This window comes from Novosphingobium sp. UBA1939, from assembly GCF_002336885.1.
In the GTDB taxonomy this organism is placed as follows: Bacteria; Pseudomonadota; Alphaproteobacteria; order Sphingomonadales; family Sphingomonadaceae; genus Novosphingobium.
The window spans coordinates 1-16,570 of the sequence record NZ_DDFB01000102.1; the positions used below are offsets into that span (position 1 = coordinate 1).

Below are 16,570 nucleotides of genomic sequence, written 5' to 3' on the forward strand. Positions count from 1 at the left end.
GCGTCCTTGGGCAGCGGCGCGGCGCTGGCGGCGGCGAGCAGATCGCCGACGGGCAGGCGGCGGCCGCCCTTGGTCTCGATCACCACGCCGCCGACGAGGTCGCAGCGCTCGGGCGGGATACCCCATTGCCGCGCCGCCGCGCCGACCAGCGCGGCACGGGCATTGGCAGCGGCCTGCCGCAGCGGCTTGTAGAGTTCGCGCACCGAGCTGGACCCGCCGGTGCCCTGATCGATCGGCGCGAAGCGCGCGCTGTCGCCCTCGGGGATGGTCACGGCCACTTGCGCGGGCGCCAGCCCCAGTTCCTCCGCCACCAGCATGGCCAGCGTGGTGAACACGCCTTGTCCCATCTCGGTCTTGGGCAGGGCGAGTGCGGCGCCCTCGGCCGTGACCGAAAGAAAGGCGTTGGCCGTCAGCGCGGCGGCCTTCGCGCCGGAGGCTCGGCCCAGCGGCACCACCAGCGCGAGACCCAGCGCGGCCGATCCGCGCAGCACACCCCGGCGCGAGAGCCCGGTAGCGCCGCCGCTCATGCCTTGCCTCCCGCCGCCGCCAGCTTCACCGCCTTGCGGATGCGCGGGTAGGTGCCGCAGCGGCACAGATTGCCGCTCATCCCCGCCTCGATCGCCTCGTCATCGGGCGCGGGGTTGGCCTTGAGCAGCGCGGCGGCGGCGATCAGCTGGCCCGGCTGGCAATAGCCGCACTGGACCACGTCGGCTTCGACCCACGCGTCTTGCAGGCGCTTGCCCAGCGGATCGTCGCGCAAACCCTCGATCGTGGTGACCGGCTGGCCGATGAACGCGCGGGCCGGGGCCTGGCAACTGAAGAAGCGTTCACCGCCCATCAGCACGCTGCATGCGCCGCAGAGCCCCGCGCCGCAGCCGAACTTGGTGCCGGTCAGTCCGATCACGTCACGCAGCACCCACAGCAGCGGCATGTCGATGGCACTGGCGTCCACCGTCACCTGTTTGCCGTTGACTGTCAGCGAATAGCTCATGCCCATGTCCCCGTCTGACGCCCCCCGTTTTGGCGTCCGGACCGCACTATGCGGCGAGCCGCAGCCCAAGCAAAACCCTTATATGCGGAACCTGCCTTGGCCGCCGCTTGACTTTGCTTGGCGGTCTGGCCGATTGGTCCCTTCGTTATCGGCATTTTGAGGAGAGTAGGGGAGCCAATGCGACGCGGCTGGTCCCTGACATTGCAAAAGCGGATCCGGCCCGCCGGGTCGACGCCGCTCTACATGCAACTCGCTCATGCGCTGATTCACGAGATCGAGCGGGGGCGGCTCCAGCCGGGGTCGCCGCTGCCCAGCAGCCGGGAACTGGCCACCGAACTGGGCTTCAACCGCAAGACGGTGGTGACCGCCTACGAGGAGCTTGTCGCGCAAGGCTGGCTGGAAACGGCGGACCGCAAGGGGACCGCGGTCGCGACCCGCTTGCCGCGTGGCCGACCGGAAACCCCCGAAAGCAGCCCGCCGATCGGGCGCCAGCCGATCTATCGCTTCGTGCCGCCTCCTTCGCGGCCGATCGCCGTTCCGCCCGGGCGGCTCATCAAGCTGGACGAAGGCAGCCCCGACGGCAGCCTGTTTCCGCCCGAGGCGCTGGCGCGCGCCTTCCGCACCGCCGCGCTCTATGCCGCGCGGCGGCAGCAGCTGGGCTATCGCGATCCCTGCGGCAGCGAGCGGCTGCGCTCCGGGCTGGCGGCGATGCTGCGCGAGGAGCGCGGCCTTGTGGTGCGCGAGGAGAACGTCTGCGTCACGCGCGGCAGCCAGATGGGCATCGCGCTCGCCGCGCGGCTGCTGGCCCGCCCCGGCGCGGTCGCGCTGGCCGAGGCGCTGACTTACGAGCCGGCGGTGGCCGCTTTCCAGGCCGCCGGGGTGCCGGTGCTGCCGGTGGCGCTGGACGACGAGGGGATCGATGTCGACGCGGTGGAACGGGCTTGCCGCAACCAGCAGGTCTGCGCGGTGTTCGTCACTCCGCACCACCAGTTTCCGTCCACCGTTTCGCTCGCCCCGGAACGGCGCCTGCGCCTGGTCGAGCTGGCCCGTCAGTTCGGCTTCGCGATCATCGAGGACGATTACGATCACGAGTTCCGCTTCGGATCGCAGCCGCTGCTGCCGATGGCCGCCTATGCGCCGGACGTGGTGATCTATGTCGGATCGCTGTCCAAGCTGCTGCTGCCGGCGCTCCGGGTCGGCTATATCGTGGCGCCCGCGCCGGTCATCGCCGCCGCGGCGCACCAGGTTTCGATCAGCGATGGCATGGGCAACAGCCTGACCGAGGACGCCATCGCCCTCCTGCTTGAGGAAGGCGAGGTGCGCCGCCACGCGCGCAAGGCGACGCGCGTCTATGGCGCGCGGCGCGATGCCCTGGCGCAGGCGGTGCGCGATGCGTTGGGCGATTTCGTGAGCGCGCGGTTGCCGGCGGGGGGGCTGGCGATGTGGCTGGAATTCCTCGATCTCGACGCCCTGGCCCGGATCGAGGCCGGCGCGCCCGCCGCCGGCATCACCTTCGCCGCGTCCGCTTCCTACCGGCTGGCCCCCGATGCCCCGCACGGGCTGCGGCTCGGGTTCGCGAGTTACCCCAGCGAACGGACGGTGGAAGCCGTGCGCATACTGGGGCATCTGGGCCACAGTTGATCCGCTGGCGACACTGGTCCCCTTGCTTTTGCCGATCTGGCGCTTTTTTCGGGCCAATCGCTTGGTGACAACGTCGCCATGGACTTTCCTTCCGGAACCAACGGCGATCTTGCCGATCTTGTGGCCGCCTATCCGCTGGCCTGGCTCACCAACAGCGGGCCGGACGGCTTCTTCGCCACGCCGTTGCCGCTGATCGCCGAAACGGGGGCGGATGGCGCCATCGTCGCGCTGATCGGCCACTGTTCGCGCCGCAACGCGCAAGTGGCCGCGTTGCGCGCCGATCCGCGCGCGCAGATCCTGTTCATGGGGCCGCAGGGCTATGTCTCGCCCGCGCTGGTGTCGCGGCCGCACTGGGCGCCGACCTGGAACTTCGCGGTCGCGGCCTTCGAGGTGACGGTTGCATTCGGGGAAGACAGCGAGACTCTGCCGGCTGTCCGCCTGCTGACCGCGCACGCCGAAGCACCGCAGTCCCCGCCCTGGCAGGTCGAGGATGCCGGCGAGCGATTGCCAAATCTGCTATCAAGAATCATTAGCTTTCGTGCGACGGTTCACGCTACGGACGCGCGATTCAAGCTGGGCCAGGAAGAAGACGTCGACGTGCTGAGGGAAATCCTGGCGGCCTATCCCGATCCGGTGATGGCCGGCTGGATGCGGCGGCTCAACGCCGACCGCCTGGAAACGGACGATGCGGAAGCGATCATCGGGGAGACAGGATAGCCGAAGCGGGCGATCCATGACATTCAGAGGGGAATAGACATGAGGACCACACTGCACCTTGCCTGCCTTGCCGGCGTTTCCATGCTGGCCATGGCGGCCGCACCGGCGCTGGCCGCCGAAGATGCCGCCGAAAACGGCCTGGGCACGATCGTCGTGACCGCGACCAAGCGCGCCATCGCACTCGACCAGACGCCGATCGCCGCCAGCGCGGTATCGGGCAAGGATCTGGCCGCCGCCAACGCGCAAAGCCTGTCGGACTATATCACCCGCCTGCCCGGCGTGGTGTTCAACGATTACCAGCCCGGCGTTTCCGAAGTGATCATCCGTGGCATCTCGGCCACGACCTATCACGAACAGGGCCAGACCACGGTCGGCTACTACCTCAACGAAGTGCCGCTGGTCGAACCGGGCTTCCCGATCGGCATTCCCGATGTGGACACCTTCGATCTCAACCGCGTGGAAGTGCTGCGCGGCCCGCAGGGCACGCTGTTCGGCTCGTCCACGCTGGGCGGCCTTGTCAACTACGTGGTCAACACCGCGGATACGAGCAAGATCGACGCGGCGGCATCGGGCCTGATCGGTTCGACCAAGAATTCGCACGGCGAAGTGAACTACGCGGCCAAGGCGATGGTCAACGTGCCGCTGATTGCCGACAAGCTGGCGGTGCGCCTGGTCGCGCTGCAGCGCTTTGATGCGGGCTATCTCGACAATCCCGGCACCGGCGTGCGCGGCAGCAACGATTTCCGCACGCGGGGCCTGCGCGGCTCGATCGTGCTGACGCCGACCAGCGCGACCAAGATCAGCTATCTGTCCTCGTGGCAGGATACCTATCTCGAGGACCAGACCTACCTCGATCTCGACCATCCCTATACCCGCAACACCGCGCGGGCCGAACCGCAGAAGACGCGCTTCTGGATGAACTCGCTGCGGCTCGATCAGGATCTGGGCGGCGCGGAACTCACCGCCATCGGTTCCATCGTGGAAAAGCACAATTTCACCCAGTTCTCGTACCCCTATTACTACGTGACGGGCGTGACCACCGGATCGGGCGCGGCCTATTCGGCGGGCAATGCCAATGCCAACATCAAGACCGCCGAAGTCCGTCTGGCCTCGAAGGGTGACGGGCCGTTCCGCTACCTGATCGGTGCCAGCTACATGGCGGCCAAGAAGTTCAGCTACGACCAGATCTTCCAGAACGGCGCGGCGGCCACCATCAACGCCAACCCTGCCTCGTTCGGCGGCTTTTCGGGCAGCGTGCTGGCACCGGGCGATCGCATCTATGGCTATGCATCCGATACCTACAACGAGGATATCGGCCTGTTCGGCGAAGTGAGCTACGCGATCCGTCCCAGCATCGAGATCACGTTCGGCGGCCGCTATTTCTGGAACAAGTACAACGCCACGGTGACCAACCAGGCGGGCGCGCTGGGCGGCTATCCGGGCGGCTACAGCCCGGTCGATGCCACCGGCCGCGTGTCCAACAAGGAAGACGGCTTCACTCCCAAGGTGACCATCACGGCCCGTCCGACCAAGGACTTCCTGGCCTATGCCACCTATTCGGAAGGCTATCGCGTCGGCGGCATCAACCCCAACGCCGGCCTGCTGCCGACCATTCCGGTCAAGTACAACAGCGACCGGGTGAAGAACTACGAAGCGGGCGTGAAATTCCACGCGTTCGACGGCAAGCTCTATGTGGAAGCCACCGTCTTCAACATCGACTGGAAGGGCATCCAGGCCCGCCTGTTCGGCCCGGCGCCTTCGTACTATTCCTACGTCTCGAACGCCGGCAGCGCCAACGTGGTCGGTGGCGAACTGGCGGCCACCTGGCAGATTGCCAAGGTCGCCAGCTTCAGCACCAGCGTAACGCGGCAGGACGCGCGCCTCACCGCGTTCCTGCCCGATACCTTCGCGGTCGGCGGCGGCTATGCTTCGGGCTCGGTCCTGCCGGGTTCGTCGAAGTGGTCGGTGGCGAACAACCTCAAGTTCGATTTCGAGGACGTGGCGTTCAAGCCCTCGTTCGAAGTGGCGCACCGTTACCTGTCGTCGGCGCCGGTGGCGTTCGGCAACACGGCGACGCGCGGCAACTTCAACATCATCGACCTGCGCGCCGGGGTAACGCTGATGGACAAGGTGCGCGTGCTGGTCTTCGCCAACAACGTGTTCGACAAGTTCGGCATCCTCAACGCGCCGTTCACGTCGCAGGCGACTCCGGCGGGATCGATCGTGCGGCCGCGCACGGTGGGCCTGCGGCTCGACTGGTCGCTCTGATGCGCCGCGTTGCCGTCTTCATCGCGGCAACGCTGGCTCTTGTGGCCGGGCCTCTTCGCGCCGAAGAGGCCCGGCAACTTGCCTATGACGCGACCGAGGCAACCTGGGCACAGCCGGCGCTTTCCCCGGACGGCGCGTGGCTGTGGTTCGATCTGCTGGGCGACATCTACCGGATGCCCGCCACTGGCGGCGATGCGCAGGCGGTGCTGGCCGGGCCTGCCTTCGAGCGCAACCCGGTGCCTTCGCCCGACGGGCGCTGGATCGCCTTCATTTCCGACCGGTCGGGTGTCACCAACCTGTGGGTCGCGCGCAGCGACGGCACCGACGCACGGCAACTGACGCACGATACCGCGCTCGTCCTGATGACCTCGCCGGCCTGGGCGCCGGACGGGAAAAGCGTCTATGTCAGCCGCGCCGTCCACGCGGTGCTGGCGTTCGAACTGTGGCGCGTTCCCGTCGATGGCGGCCCGCCCGCGCTGGTCGTGGCGGCCCAGCCCGGCGGCAATGAAGGGTGGGACGATCGTATCAATGCCATGGGCGCGGCCCCGTCGCCCGACGGGAAAGCGGTGTGGTACGCGACCAAGCTGGGCCACACCTGGACCGAGAAGGACCCACCCACCTGGTCGATAGCGCGCCGCGATCTCGCCACCGGCGCGGTCGAGACGGTGATTCCCGGCGGGATGCATCCGGTGCTCTCGCCCGATGGCCGATTCCTGGCCTATGCCGCGCGGCGCGATGGCGGCGAAACCGGCCTGCGCCTGCGTACCCTCGCGACCGGGGAGGATCGCTGGATCGCCTGGCCGATCGACCATGACGGGCAGGAAGGCGGCTACTACTACGATCTCACCCCGGGCTACCGCTTCACCCCCGACGGCAAGGCCATGGTGATGGCGCGCGATGGCGGCTTCATACGGCTCGATCTTGCGACCGGAAAGCAGCAGGCGATCCCGTTCCGCGCGCCGGTGCGGCTGGCGCTTGCCCCGCAAAGCCGCGTGCGCCAGCGGGTGGAGGACGGCGCCGAGGTCCGGACGCATCTGGCCGAAGGCGCCGCGCTGTCGCCGGACGGCCGGCGGATCGCTTTCACCGCGCTGGGCGCGCTTTACATCGCCGATGCGCAAGGCGACGCCCCGCCGCGCAAGCTGTTCGACGGCAACGCTTTCCAGCCGGCCTGGTCGCCCGACGGCCGCTCGCTGGCCTTCCTGCGCTGGACCGCCGAGCAGGGCGGCGGAATCTGGACGATCGACGCCGCCGGAGGCGCGCCGCGCCCCGCCGGCCCGCAAGGCGCCTACTGGTCCGAACCGCTGTGGGATCGCGACGGCAAAAGCCTGATCGCGCTGCGCGCCGCGCAATTCGATCGCCTCCACGCATCGGACGAACTGGCCCCGTCGTGGCCGGTCGACGTGGTGCGCCTTTCCCCCGCTGGCGCCGCGACGGTCATCGGCCATGGCGCTGGCCTGCGCGCGCTTCAGCGGACGGCCGATGGCCGCCTGTTCGTCCAGGCCGACGGCGCGCTCAAGGAAGTGCTGGCGGACGGCACGCTGGTGGCTCGCGCGACCGTCGTCGCCCGGGCAATGGGGCAATATGTCAAGGAACCGCGCCCGGTCGAGGAACTGCGCCTGTCGCCTGACGGGCGAACGCTGGCGGCGCGCACCGCGTTCGAGCTGCACCTTTTGCCGATGCCCGCCGATGCCAAGCCGGTGAACCTGATGGACGCCGTGCCCGGCCACCGCCAGATCACCCGGATCGGTGCCGATACGATGCGCTGGGACGGCGATGGCCTGTCGTGGACGGTCGGGCCGTTCTGGCGTCACGCCGCCTCGGCCGGGGCGCTGGCCGCAGCCGACCCCGAAGCCGCCGCGAACCCGCGCGATCTGTCGGTGCGGGTGCTGCGTGCCCTGCCGGCGCAGGCGCAACTGCTGCGCGGCGCTACCGTGCTGACGATGGACCATGGGACGGTCATCGCCAACGCCGACCTGCTCATAACCGGCGACCGCATCGCCGCGATCGGCCCGCGCGGGTCCATCCCGGTTCCGGCCGGCGCGCGGGTTCGCGAACTGGACGGCAAGTTCGTCATGCCCGGCCTGATCGACGCGCACGCCCACTTCTTCCCGATCCCGCGCGGGGTGCATGACGGCACGCACTGGGAATTCCCCACGCTGCTGGCCTATGGCGTCACCTCGGTGCTGGAAGTGCAGCCGTTCACGCCGGACATCTTCGCCTATGGCGACCGGATGGACGCCGGGCTTTCCACGGGGCCGCGCCTGTTCAGCACCGGTCCCGGCGTGTTCGTGAACAGCGCCATCACCTCGCAGGCCGTGGCCGAACAGGTGCTGACGCGCTATCGCGACGCCTACCGCACGCGCAACATCAAGAGCTACATGGTCGGCGACCGGGCCGCGCGGCAATATATGGCGGCGGCGTCGCGCAAGCTGGGCATGATGCCCACCACCGAAGGCGCGGCGGATTTCATGCTGGAGTTGACTCACGCCATCGACGGCTTTTCCGGCAATGAGCACAACCTGCCGGTCACGCCCATCCACGATGATGTGATCCACCTCTTCGCCGCCAGCGGCATTGCCTACACGCCGACGCTGACCGTGCTTTACGGCGGCGCGCCGATGCTGTTCGCCGATATCCAGAACGATCGCCCGCAGGACGATCCGCGCCTGCGCCGGTTCACCCCGCCGTTCGTGCTGGCCGCCAAGCTGCGCGATCGGCACTGGACGCCGCCCGAATGGCAGACCTGGCGGCGCTTTGCCGAAGACGCGATGCGGTTGCGTCGCGCCGGCACGCTGGTCGGCGTGGGCAGCCATGGCGAGATGCAGGGCATCGGCGTCCACTGGGAAATGGCCGCGTTCGTCGCGGGCGGCGCCAGCCCGCAGGAGGCGCTGGAAATGGCCACGATCGACAATGCCGCGATCATCGGCCGACCGGATGATCTGGGCAGCGTGACGCCCGGCAAGCTCGCCGATCTGGTGGTGCTCGATGCCGATCCGCGGGCCGACATCGCCAACGCCCGGCGCATCGCGCTGGTGCTGCGGGGCGGCATCGCGTTCGACGGCACCACGCTGGCGCGGGACGGCGAAAGCCCGCCCGCGCCGTGGTGGCGCGAAGAGTCATCCGGGGCGGCTGCGCGATGAAGCCCGCCACGCTGCGCGCCTGGAGCAAGGTGCATACCTGGTCCAGCCTGATCTGCACGCTGTTCATGCTGATCCTGGCACTCACCGGCCTGCCGCTGGTGTTTCACGACGAGATCGACGGCATCGGCAAACCGGAACGGATCGAACGCTGGAACGATGCCGAACTGGTCACGCTCGACCGCGCGATCACCGCCGCGCTTGCGCTGGAGCCGGGCGCCGTGCCGATCTACCTCAGCTTCGACGAGGATCGTCCGGTGGTGAACCTTACCAGCGGTCCGGTCGGCGATGCGCCGGAGACGGCCATGCGCTTCCACCCGATCGACCGGCGCACCGCCGCGCCGCCGCAAGGCGAAGCGCCCGGCGGCGGGGTGATGGACGTGGTGCTCGATCTTCACAAGGACCTGCTGCTGGGCACGGTGGGTGAATACTTCGTCGGCGCGATCGGCCTGTGTTTCGTGCTGGCGCTCGTTTCGGGCGTCGTGCTGTACGCTCCGTTCGCGCGCAAGGCGGGCTTCGCCAGCGTGCGCAAGGCCAAGACGGCGCGCACGCGCTGGCTCGACTGGCACAACCTGATCGGCGGCGTCACGCTCGCCTGGGCGCTGGTGGTGGGGCTGACCGGCACGATCAACACCCTGGCCGAGCCGATCACGGCGTGGTGGCGCGCCGATGCGCTGGCCCATCTGGCGCGCGACCGTGCCGGGCCGATCGCGCCCTATCGCCCCGGCATTGCCGACGCGGCGCTGCGCAACGCGCAGGCGGCCGTGCCGGGGATGCGCGTACAGTTCATCGCCTTTCCCGGCGCGGCCTTCAGCAGCCGCGATCATCTGGCGGTCTATCTGCAGGGCGCAACGCCGCTGACCGCGAAGCTGCTGACGCCGGTCATGGTCGATGCGCGCACCGGCAAGGTCGATGGCGTGGCCCCGATGCCCTGGTACATGAAGGCGCTGCTGCTCGCGCAGCCACTGCACTTTGGCGATTATGGCGGCATGGCGATGAAGCTGCTGTGGGCGGTGCTCGACCTTGTCAGCATCGTCGTGCTGGGCAGCGGTCTCTACCTGTGGCTGCGCAAGCCGCGCGCCGCGCGCCGGAGCCGCGCGGCATGACGCGCCACCCGCTCGTGCCGATCGCGGCGATCGCCCTCGTCAGTTTCGCCGGACTCGTCATCGGCCTGACCGGCGATGGCTGGGAAGATGCCGCCGCCGCGCTGGGCCTCGCCCTGTCCGTGGCGCCGATTGGCGTGGCGCTGCTGCGCCGCTGAGGATCCGGCATCGTTCGTCATTGCGAGGGGGAAGCCCCGCGGCAATCCAGGGCGGTACGCGAGGCCCTGGATTGCTTCGCTACGCTCGCAATGACGAAGCGGGGTAGTGGCGTTCCGCTCTATCCGAAGCGTTGGGTGCCGCCCACCACGGTGCGCAGCACCTTGACCTGGGGGATCGTTTCCGGATCGATCCGGAACAGGTCGTGGTCGAACACCGCGAAATCGGCTTGCATTCCAGGCATGATCGCGCCGCGCTGCCGCTCCACCCGGCCCGCGTAGGCCGCTTCGCGGGTATAGCCCCGCAGCGCCTGGGCCATCGTGATGCGCTGTTCGGGATACCAGCCATGCGGGTTCAGTCCGTCGATCGTCTCGCGCGTCACCGCCGCGTAGATGCCGGTCAGCGGATCGAGCGGGGCCACCGGCCAGTCGGACCCGAAGCAGACGTGCGCGCCCGAGCGCACCATGGACCCGACCGCGAAGCTGGTGCGCAGCCGCTCGGGGCCGACGCGCCGCACCGCCCAGCGCCCGTCGTCAATCGCGTGGTAGGGCTGCATCGAGGCGATCACGCCCTGTTTGGCGAACCGTCCGATCGCTTCCTCGCGCAAGTGCTGGGCGTGTTCGACGCGGAAGCGCCGGTCGCGCGCGCCATTGGCCTTGGCGACCGCCGCCATCGTGTCCAGCACGATGTCGTTCGCCTCGTCGCCGATGGCATGGGCGGTCACCTGCAGCCCGGCCTTGTCCGCGCCGGTCATCCAGGCCTTCAGGTCCTTGGGGTCGGTCACCATGATGCCGTGCGCGTGCGGTTCGTCGAGATAGGGCAGATACATCAGCGCGGTGCGCGAACCGAGCGATCCGTCGAACACCACCTTGCACCCGCCCCAGCGCACCCAGTCATCGCCGCGCCCTTCCTGCGCGACGATGGCGGCCTGCCGTTCCCAGTCCTTCAGCGGCGTGAAGTTGTAGAAGCGCATCCCCGTTTCGCCCTGCGCGCGCAGGCGGCGGGTGTTCTCGAAGGTGGACCAGTCGAGTTCGGGCACGTGGACTTCGGTCACGCCCTTGCTCAGGCCCAGGGCGATGCCCTGCCGCAGGGCGGCGTCCAGCCGGGCCTCGCTCGGCTTCGCGATCGCGCGCAGGACCAGATCCTTGGCCGCGTCCTTGACGATGCCGGTCGGCTCCCCGTTCTCGTCGCGCAGGATCACGCCTCCGGGCATGTCCGGGGTGTTGCGGTCGATCCCCGCCAGCTTCAGCGCCAGCGAATTGCACAGGATCATGTGCAGGTCATAGCGGATCACCGCCACGGGCGTATCGGGCGTCACCGCGTCGATCCACTGGCGCGTGGGCATCTTTCCGCCCCAGCGGTCCTGATCCCAGTTGCCGCCTTCCAGCCATTCGCCCTTGGGCAGCGCGCGCGCGGCCTGCGCGATCCGCTGCACGAATTCGTCGGGCGTCGCCGCATCGCGCAGGGAGGGTTGCGACAGCGCCATCGACCCGATGGTGAAATGGGTATGGCAATCGATCAGCCCCGGCGTCACGAACGCGCCTTGCAGGTCGATGACCTGCGTGCGCGGGCTGGACGCGGCGCGCACCGCATCCTTACCGATGGCGACGATATGCCCGCCGGCTACGCCGATGGCGTCGGTGCGCACGTCCGGTCCCGCGCCGGTCCACACCGCCGCATTGACGTACGCCACCTCCACCCCGCCGCGCGCGGCGGCCCAGACCCGCGCCGGCACGGCCGCCGCGACGATGGCGTTGAGCGAACCCGATACGAACGCGCGGCGCGTGACCATGATGCTGCCTTCCTGCTTTTTGCAACGATCATGGCATCTTCAGCGCGAAACGTCATGCTTCGGCGTCCAGCTACGGAATTGTCCGGGGGCCAGCGTCAGCCGCAGTGCCGTTCGCAAAGTTCGCACAAGGCATGGATGATCCCGCGCACCACGGGGTCGCGCAGGCTGTAGAAGCGGGTCTGCGCGGCGCCCCGGGTGTTGACCGCGCCTTCGTCCCGCAGCAGCGCCAGGTGTTGCGAGACGGAGGATTGCGACAGGCCCGACAGCTCGACCAGTTCATTGACCGATACCTCGCCCTCATCCATCCGGCACAGCATCAGCAGGCGCTCTGGATGGCTCATCAGCTTCAGCCGCGCCGCCATCGCGTTGGCGTTGGATTTGAGGTCCGAACGATCGGCCAGTGTCATGATGGAGAATCCGCCAGAGGATGGCCGTCATCGCGCAGGACGATGTAGATCGCGGGAATCACGAGGACGGTGAGCAGGGTCGAGGACGCCAGCCCGAACAGCAGCGAGATGGCGAGGCCCTGGAAGATCGGATCGGTCAGGATTACCGAAGCGCCGATCATGGCCGCGGCCGCTGTCAGCACGATCGGCTTGAAGCGGATCATTCCGGCCTCCAGCAAGGTCTGGCGCAGGCTCTTGTCCGGCGATCGGGTGTGCCGGATGAAATCGACGAGCAGGATCGAATTGCGCACGATGATGCCGGCCAGCGCGATGAAGCCGATCATCGACGTGGCGGTGAACGGCGCCCGGAACAGCAGGTGGCCAAGCACGATCCCGACCAGAGTCAGCGGGATCGGGGTCAGGATCACCAGCGGGATCGTGAAGCTGCGAAACTGGCCCACGACCAGCACGTAGATGCCCAGTAGCGCGACCATGAACGCCCCGCCCATGTCGCGAAAGGTCACCCAGGTGATTTCCCATTCGCCGTCCCACAGCAGCGACGGCCTGCTTTCGTTCTCCGGCTGGCCGTGCAGGATGACGTCGGGCCTGGTCAGGCCGTGCGCCTGCCAGTCGAAGCTGTCGATGGCATCGTCAACCGCCAGCATGCCATAGATCGGTGCTTCGTAGCGCCCGGCGAGTTCGGCCGTGACCATCGTTGCTCCGCGCCCGTCGCGCCGGAATATCGCTTGTTCACCCGGCACCATCTTCGCCGTGGCCAGTTCGCCCAGCTCGATCAACTGCCCGGACGGTGTCGTCGCGACGGGGGTTGCCGCCAGTGCCGACGACCATGACCGTTGCGATTGATCGAGCGAAAGCTCGATAGGCAAGGGATCGTGATCGGCCGCGCGGGGAGCGTAGCCGACGACCTGTGTGCCCAGCAGTGCCCCGATGCTGTCAAAGAGCTGGCGTTCGGACAGGCCGTAGTGATCGAGCTTCGCGCGGTCAGGGATCAGTTTCAGCGTGGGCCGGGGCGCGCCGAAGCTGTTGTCCACATCGACGATATAAGGCACCGACCGGAAGATCGTCTCCACCTGCTTCGCCGTCTTTTGCCGCGTTGCCTCGTCGGGGCCGTAGATTTCGGCGAGCAAGGTGGCGAGCACCGGCGGCCCCGGCGGCGTTTCGACCACCTTGAGCGACCCGCCCGCCGGCAGGGCAATGGCCCGGAGCTTCTCGCGCAGCGCCACCGCGATCTCGTGGCTTGAGCGCGAGCGGTCGCCCTTGGGCAGAAGCGTGACCATCAGGTCGCCCATTTCGGGCTGGTTGCGCAGGAAGTAGTGCCGCACCAGCCCGTTGAAGTTGAACGGCGCGGACGTGCCGGCATAGGCTTCCATCGACACGACTTCGGGCACGCCGCGCGCCACGGCCGCCGCCTGCTCCAGCACGCGCGACGTCATTTCCAGGCTGGTGCCTTCGGGCAGGTCGGCAACGAGCTGGACCTCGCTCTTGTTGTCGAAGGGCAGCAGCTTCACGGTCACGGCCTTGAAGTAGAACATCGAGCAGGCGACGAGGGTGGCCACGCCCACGCCGATCAGGAAGCGCTTGGCGCTTTGCGGCGTGGCGATCACGCGGGCGGCATAGCGCTTGTAGAGCGCGCCCAGCTTGCCCCCGTGTTCGTCCCCGTGGCCCTGCGACAGCGTCTGGCGCGCGAAGCGGATCATCAGCCAGGGCGCGATGATGACGGCGACGAAGAAGGAGAAGATCATCGCGGCGGAGGCGTTGATCGGGATCGGCGCCATGTACGGCCCCATCAGGCCCGACACGAACAGCATCGGCAAAAGCGCGGCAACGACGGTCAGCGTGGCGATGACCGTCGGGTTGCCGACTTCGGCGACCGCCTCGACCGCGGCGGTGATGCGGTCGCGGCCGTCGTGCATGCCCCAGTGCCGGGCGATGTTCTCGATCATGACGATCGCGTCGTCGACCAGAATCCCGATCGAGAAGATCAGGGCGAACAGGCTGACGCGGTTGATCGTGAAGCCCATCACGTTCGAGGCGAACATGGTCAGCATGATCGTTGTGGGAATGACGATCGCCGTCACGCCGGCTTCGCGCCAACCGATCGCGAATCCGATCAGGATGACGATCGATACCGTGGCCAGGGCGAGGTGGAAGATCAGCTCGTTGGCCTTTTCGTTGGCGGTTTCGCCGTAATTGCGCGTGACGGCGACATCGACGCCAGCCGGGATCAGCTTGCCCTTGAGCGTGTCGATGCGTTGCACCACCTGTTCGGACACGGTCACCGCGTTGGCGCCCGCCCGCTTGGCGACGGCAAGGCTGACGGCGGGCGCCATCGACCACACGCCTTTTCCGTCCTTGGTGTCGGCCCTGGCCCAGCGCCAGGAACGGGACTGGTCCTGCGTTGGCGCCTGTTCCACGCGCGCCACGTCGCCCAGCAGGACCGGGGCGCCCGTCGCCGAGCGGACGGTCAGCGCGGAAAGCTCCTGCGCATCGCGGAGCGTCTGCCCAGCCACGACCAGCGCGGCCGATCCGTTTTCGCGCACGGTGCCCGCGGGGAAGGCGCGGTTCGCCTGCGAGACGGCTTCGATCAGGTTGCCCAGAGGCACGCGGTAGAGCGCCAGCCTGGCCGGATCGGGGATCACGCGCAGCGCCATGCGCTGGCCGCCGGTAATGAAGGTAAGGCCGACGTCATCGACCTTGGCGACCTCGGTCCTGAGCTTGCCGGCCAGTTCGGCCAGTGCCTGATCGTCCCATTGGCCGGCGCCGCCGTGCTTCGGCGTCAGGGTCAGCACCACGATGGGCACGTCGTTGATCCCGCGCACCGTCACTTGCGGCGCGGGAATGCCCACGGGAATGCGATCCTTGTTGGCCTCGATCTTCTCGTTGATGCGGATCGCGGCGTCTTCGGGGTTGGAGCCGACGAGGAAGCGCGCCGTGACCATCACGCCGTTGTCCTGCGCCTGGGTATAGACGTGCTCCACGCCGTCCACGCTCTTGACGATCGTTTCCAGCGGCTTGGCCACCAGTTCCACGGCCTGCGAGGCCGATAGCCCCGGCGCCTGGACCATGATGTCGACCATCGGCACCTTGATCTGCGGCTCCTCTTCGCGCGGGATCGTGATCGTGGCGATGAGGCCGACGATGATCGCGGCGAGCAGGAACAGGGGGGTGAGCGGCGACTGGATCGTGGCGCGCGTCAGCCTGCCGGAAATGCCCAGGTTCATTTGCGGTCGGCTCCCTTGCCCGTGTCCGCGACGATCGTGTCGCCCGGATTGGCGCCGGAAAGGATTTCGACCCTGTCCGCCTGTTCGGCGGGCGCGGTCTGGACGGGAACCTGGGTTGCGCTGCCGTCCTTGGCCAGAACGGTCAGGTAATCGATGCCATAGCGCGTGGTGACGAAACGGGCCGGGACGACCAGCGCCTTGCGCGTCCCGATCTCGACGCGCGCCGCTACGCGCCGCCCGATCAGGCTGTTGTCGATGCCCGGCATGTCGACGTCGGCCATCACCTTGCCGGCGTTGACCGACGGATAGACCTTGATCACCCGGCCTTCGCCCATGCCCGCCGCTGACACTCGCGATCCGGCATGGGCCTTGCCGGCGAGCGATTCGGGCATTTCGAGCCGGACGATCGTCGGCCCGGCGGTGATCACCGCGATGACCACGCCGGGCGCAACCGGCGCGCCGGCGGGCACGTCGGCGCGCAGCACCCTGCCAGCCGTTGGCGCGACGACCGTGCCTTGCCCCGCCACCGCGCCCACGGCGGCCTGCTGCGCTTGCGCGGCGCGGACCTGCGCCTGCGCCGCGCTGGCCGCTGCCTGCGCCTGATCGAGCCGGGCCTTGGCATAGACGCCGTTGTCGTGGAGGAACTTTACGCGCTGGAGGTCCGCCGCCGCCTGCGCCGCCTGCGCCTGCGCGGCCGCTGCCTGCGCGCCATAGGCGCCGGCCTGGAACCCTAGCTGGCTATCGACGATCCGGCCGATCGCCTGCCCTTTCGCAACCGTGTCCCCCGCCTTGACCGTCAGCGTGCTGAGGATGCCGGGGATGCGCGCCATCACCTGCGCCTGATCGACCGTGGCGATTTCGGCACTGACGTCCTGCCATGCCGTGGTGTCCTGCATGGCAAGGGTGAGGCGAGGGCCCGCGGGGGCCTTCGCCGTCTGCGTCGTCTCGCCGCTGTCGGCACAGCCGGCGAGAGGCAGGCCGAGCGCCGTCGCCATGCCGATGGCGGCGAAAGCAAACAGATGTCCCCGCATGTCCCTGTTCGTTCCGAAACCGAAAACCATGGCGTGCGCCTTCCTCCAGCGGGCTGCGCGCGGCGGTGGGCGACAGCCTCAATACATTATCACTTGCTCATATCCT

12 protein-coding genes are annotated in these 16,570 nt (G+C 68.4%); 6 read left to right on the forward strand and 6 right to left on the reverse strand.

The genetic code is table 11. The features are described from left to right. Both B3547_RS12965 and B3547_RS12970 read right to left on the reverse strand, forming a co-directional pair. A partial coding sequence (locus B3547_RS12965; protein ID WP_292963773.1) for a molybdopterin cofactor-binding domain-containing protein occupies nt 1-527 on the reverse strand: 527 nt, incomplete at its 3' end. Then, the gene (locus B3547_RS12970) at nt 524-991 is read right to left on the reverse strand and encodes a (2Fe-2S)-binding protein (protein WP_292963774.1); all 468 of its coding nucleotides are present in this window, start codon (nt 989-991) and stop codon (nt 524-526) included. The genes B3547_RS12970 and B3547_RS12965, both read right to left, overlap by 4 nt. Before the next feature lie 243 nt (nt 992-1,234). On the opposite strand from B3547_RS12970, the gene B3547_RS12975 reads away from it, so the two are divergent. The 6 genes from B3547_RS12975 (at nt 1,235) to B3547_RS13000 (ending at nt 10,015) form a co-directional block, all read left to right on the forward strand. Then, nucleotides 1,235-2,632, forward strand: a complete 1,398-nt coding sequence (locus B3547_RS12975) for a PLP-dependent aminotransferase family protein (protein ID WP_233497333.1) — start codon at nt 1,235-1,237, stop codon at nt 2,630-2,632. A gap of 78 nt (nt 2,633-2,710) precedes the next feature. Further along, nucleotides 2,711-3,349 (forward strand): FMN-binding negative transcriptional regulator, encoded by a 639-nt coding sequence (locus B3547_RS12980; protein ID WP_292963778.1) that lies wholly within the window; start codon nt 2,711-2,713, stop codon nt 3,347-3,349. A 39-nt stretch (nt 3,350-3,388) separates the two neighbouring features. Then, the gene (locus tag B3547_RS12985; RefSeq protein WP_292963781.1) at nt 3,389-5,617 is read left to right on the forward strand and encodes a TonB-dependent receptor; all 2,229 of its coding nucleotides are present in this window, start codon (nt 3,389-3,391) and stop codon (nt 5,615-5,617) included. 41 nt (nt 5,618-5,658) lie between these two features. Then, nucleotides 5,659-8,757, forward strand: a complete 3,099-nt coding sequence (locus tag B3547_RS12990) for an amidohydrolase family protein (RefSeq protein WP_292963784.1) — start codon at nt 5,659-5,661, stop codon at nt 8,755-8,757. Next, nucleotides 8,754-9,860 carry a PepSY-associated TM helix domain-containing protein gene (locus B3547_RS12995; RefSeq protein ID WP_292963787.1) on the forward strand — a complete coding sequence of 369 codons (1,107 nt, stop codon included), beginning with the start codon at nt 8,754-8,756 and terminating at the stop codon, nt 9,858-9,860. Before B3547_RS12990 ends, B3547_RS12995 begins: the two co-directional genes overlap by 4 nt. Continuing rightward, nucleotides 9,857-10,015, forward strand: coding sequence for a hypothetical protein (locus B3547_RS13000; RefSeq protein WP_292963790.1), 159 nt, complete (start codon nt 9,857-9,859; stop codon nt 10,013-10,015). The genes B3547_RS12995 and B3547_RS13000 overlap by 4 nt, the downstream gene beginning before the upstream one ends. Nucleotides 10,016-10,134: 119 nt before the next feature. On the opposite strand, the gene B3547_RS13005 is transcribed toward B3547_RS13000, so the two are convergent. The 4 genes from B3547_RS13005 to B3547_RS13020 form a co-directional block, all read right to left on the reverse strand. After that, nucleotides 10,135-11,805: an amidohydrolase gene (locus B3547_RS13005; protein ID WP_292963793.1), complete on the reverse strand. Its 1,671-nt coding sequence runs from the start codon at nt 11,803-11,805 to the stop codon at nt 10,135-10,137. Between the two features lie 95 nt (nt 11,806-11,900). Next, nucleotides 11,901-12,212, reverse strand: a complete 312-nt coding sequence (locus B3547_RS13010; protein ID WP_292963796.1) for an ArsR/SmtB family transcription factor — start codon at nt 12,210-12,212, stop codon at nt 11,901-11,903. After that, entirely contained in the window at nt 12,209-15,433 is a 3,225-nt protein-coding gene (locus B3547_RS13015; RefSeq protein ID WP_292963799.1) for an efflux RND transporter permease subunit, read from the reverse strand. The genes B3547_RS13010 and B3547_RS13015 overlap by 4 nt, the downstream gene beginning before the upstream one ends. Continuing rightward, nucleotides 15,430-16,464, reverse strand: coding sequence for an efflux RND transporter periplasmic adaptor subunit (locus B3547_RS13020; RefSeq protein WP_292963802.1), 1,035 nt, complete (start codon nt 16,462-16,464; stop codon nt 15,430-15,432). Before B3547_RS13020 ends, B3547_RS13015 begins: the two co-directional genes overlap by 4 nt. Nucleotides 16,465-16,570: the final 106 nt, after the last annotated feature.

Excerpts from the sequence above, each read along its gene's own strand:
- B3547_RS13010 (WP_292963796.1), bottom strand. The coding sequence starts at position 12,212 with ATGACACTGGCCGATCGTTCGGACCTCAAATCCAACGCCAACGCGATG.
- B3547_RS13000 (WP_292963790.1), top strand. The coding sequence starts at position 9,857 with ATGACGCGCCACCCGCTCGTGCCGATCGCGGCGATCGCCCTCGTCAGT.
- B3547_RS12975 (WP_233497333.1), top strand. The coding sequence starts at position 1,235 with ATGCAACTCGCTCATGCGCTGATTCACGAGATCGAGCGGGGGCGGCTC.
- B3547_RS12980 (WP_292963778.1), top strand. The coding sequence starts at position 2,711 with ATGGACTTTCCTTCCGGAACCAACGGCGATCTTGCCGATCTTGTGGCC.
- B3547_RS12970 (WP_292963774.1), bottom strand. The coding sequence starts at position 991 with ATGAGCTATTCGCTGACAGTCAACGGCAAACAGGTGACGGTGGACGCC.
- B3547_RS12985 (WP_292963781.1), top strand. The coding sequence starts at position 3,389 with ATGAGGACCACACTGCACCTTGCCTGCCTTGCCGGCGTTTCCATGCTG.
- B3547_RS13005 (WP_292963793.1), bottom strand. The coding sequence starts at position 11,805 with ATGGTCACGCGCCGCGCGTTCGTATCGGGTTCGCTCAACGCCATCGTC.
- B3547_RS12995 (WP_292963787.1), top strand. The coding sequence starts at position 8,754 with ATGAAGCCCGCCACGCTGCGCGCCTGGAGCAAGGTGCATACCTGGTCC.
- B3547_RS13020 (WP_292963802.1), bottom strand. The coding sequence starts at position 16,464 with ATGCGGGGACATCTGTTTGCTTTCGCCGCCATCGGCATGGCGACGGCG.
- B3547_RS13015 (WP_292963799.1), bottom strand. The coding sequence starts at position 15,433 with ATGAACCTGGGCATTTCCGGCAGGCTGACGCGCGCCACGATCCAGTCG.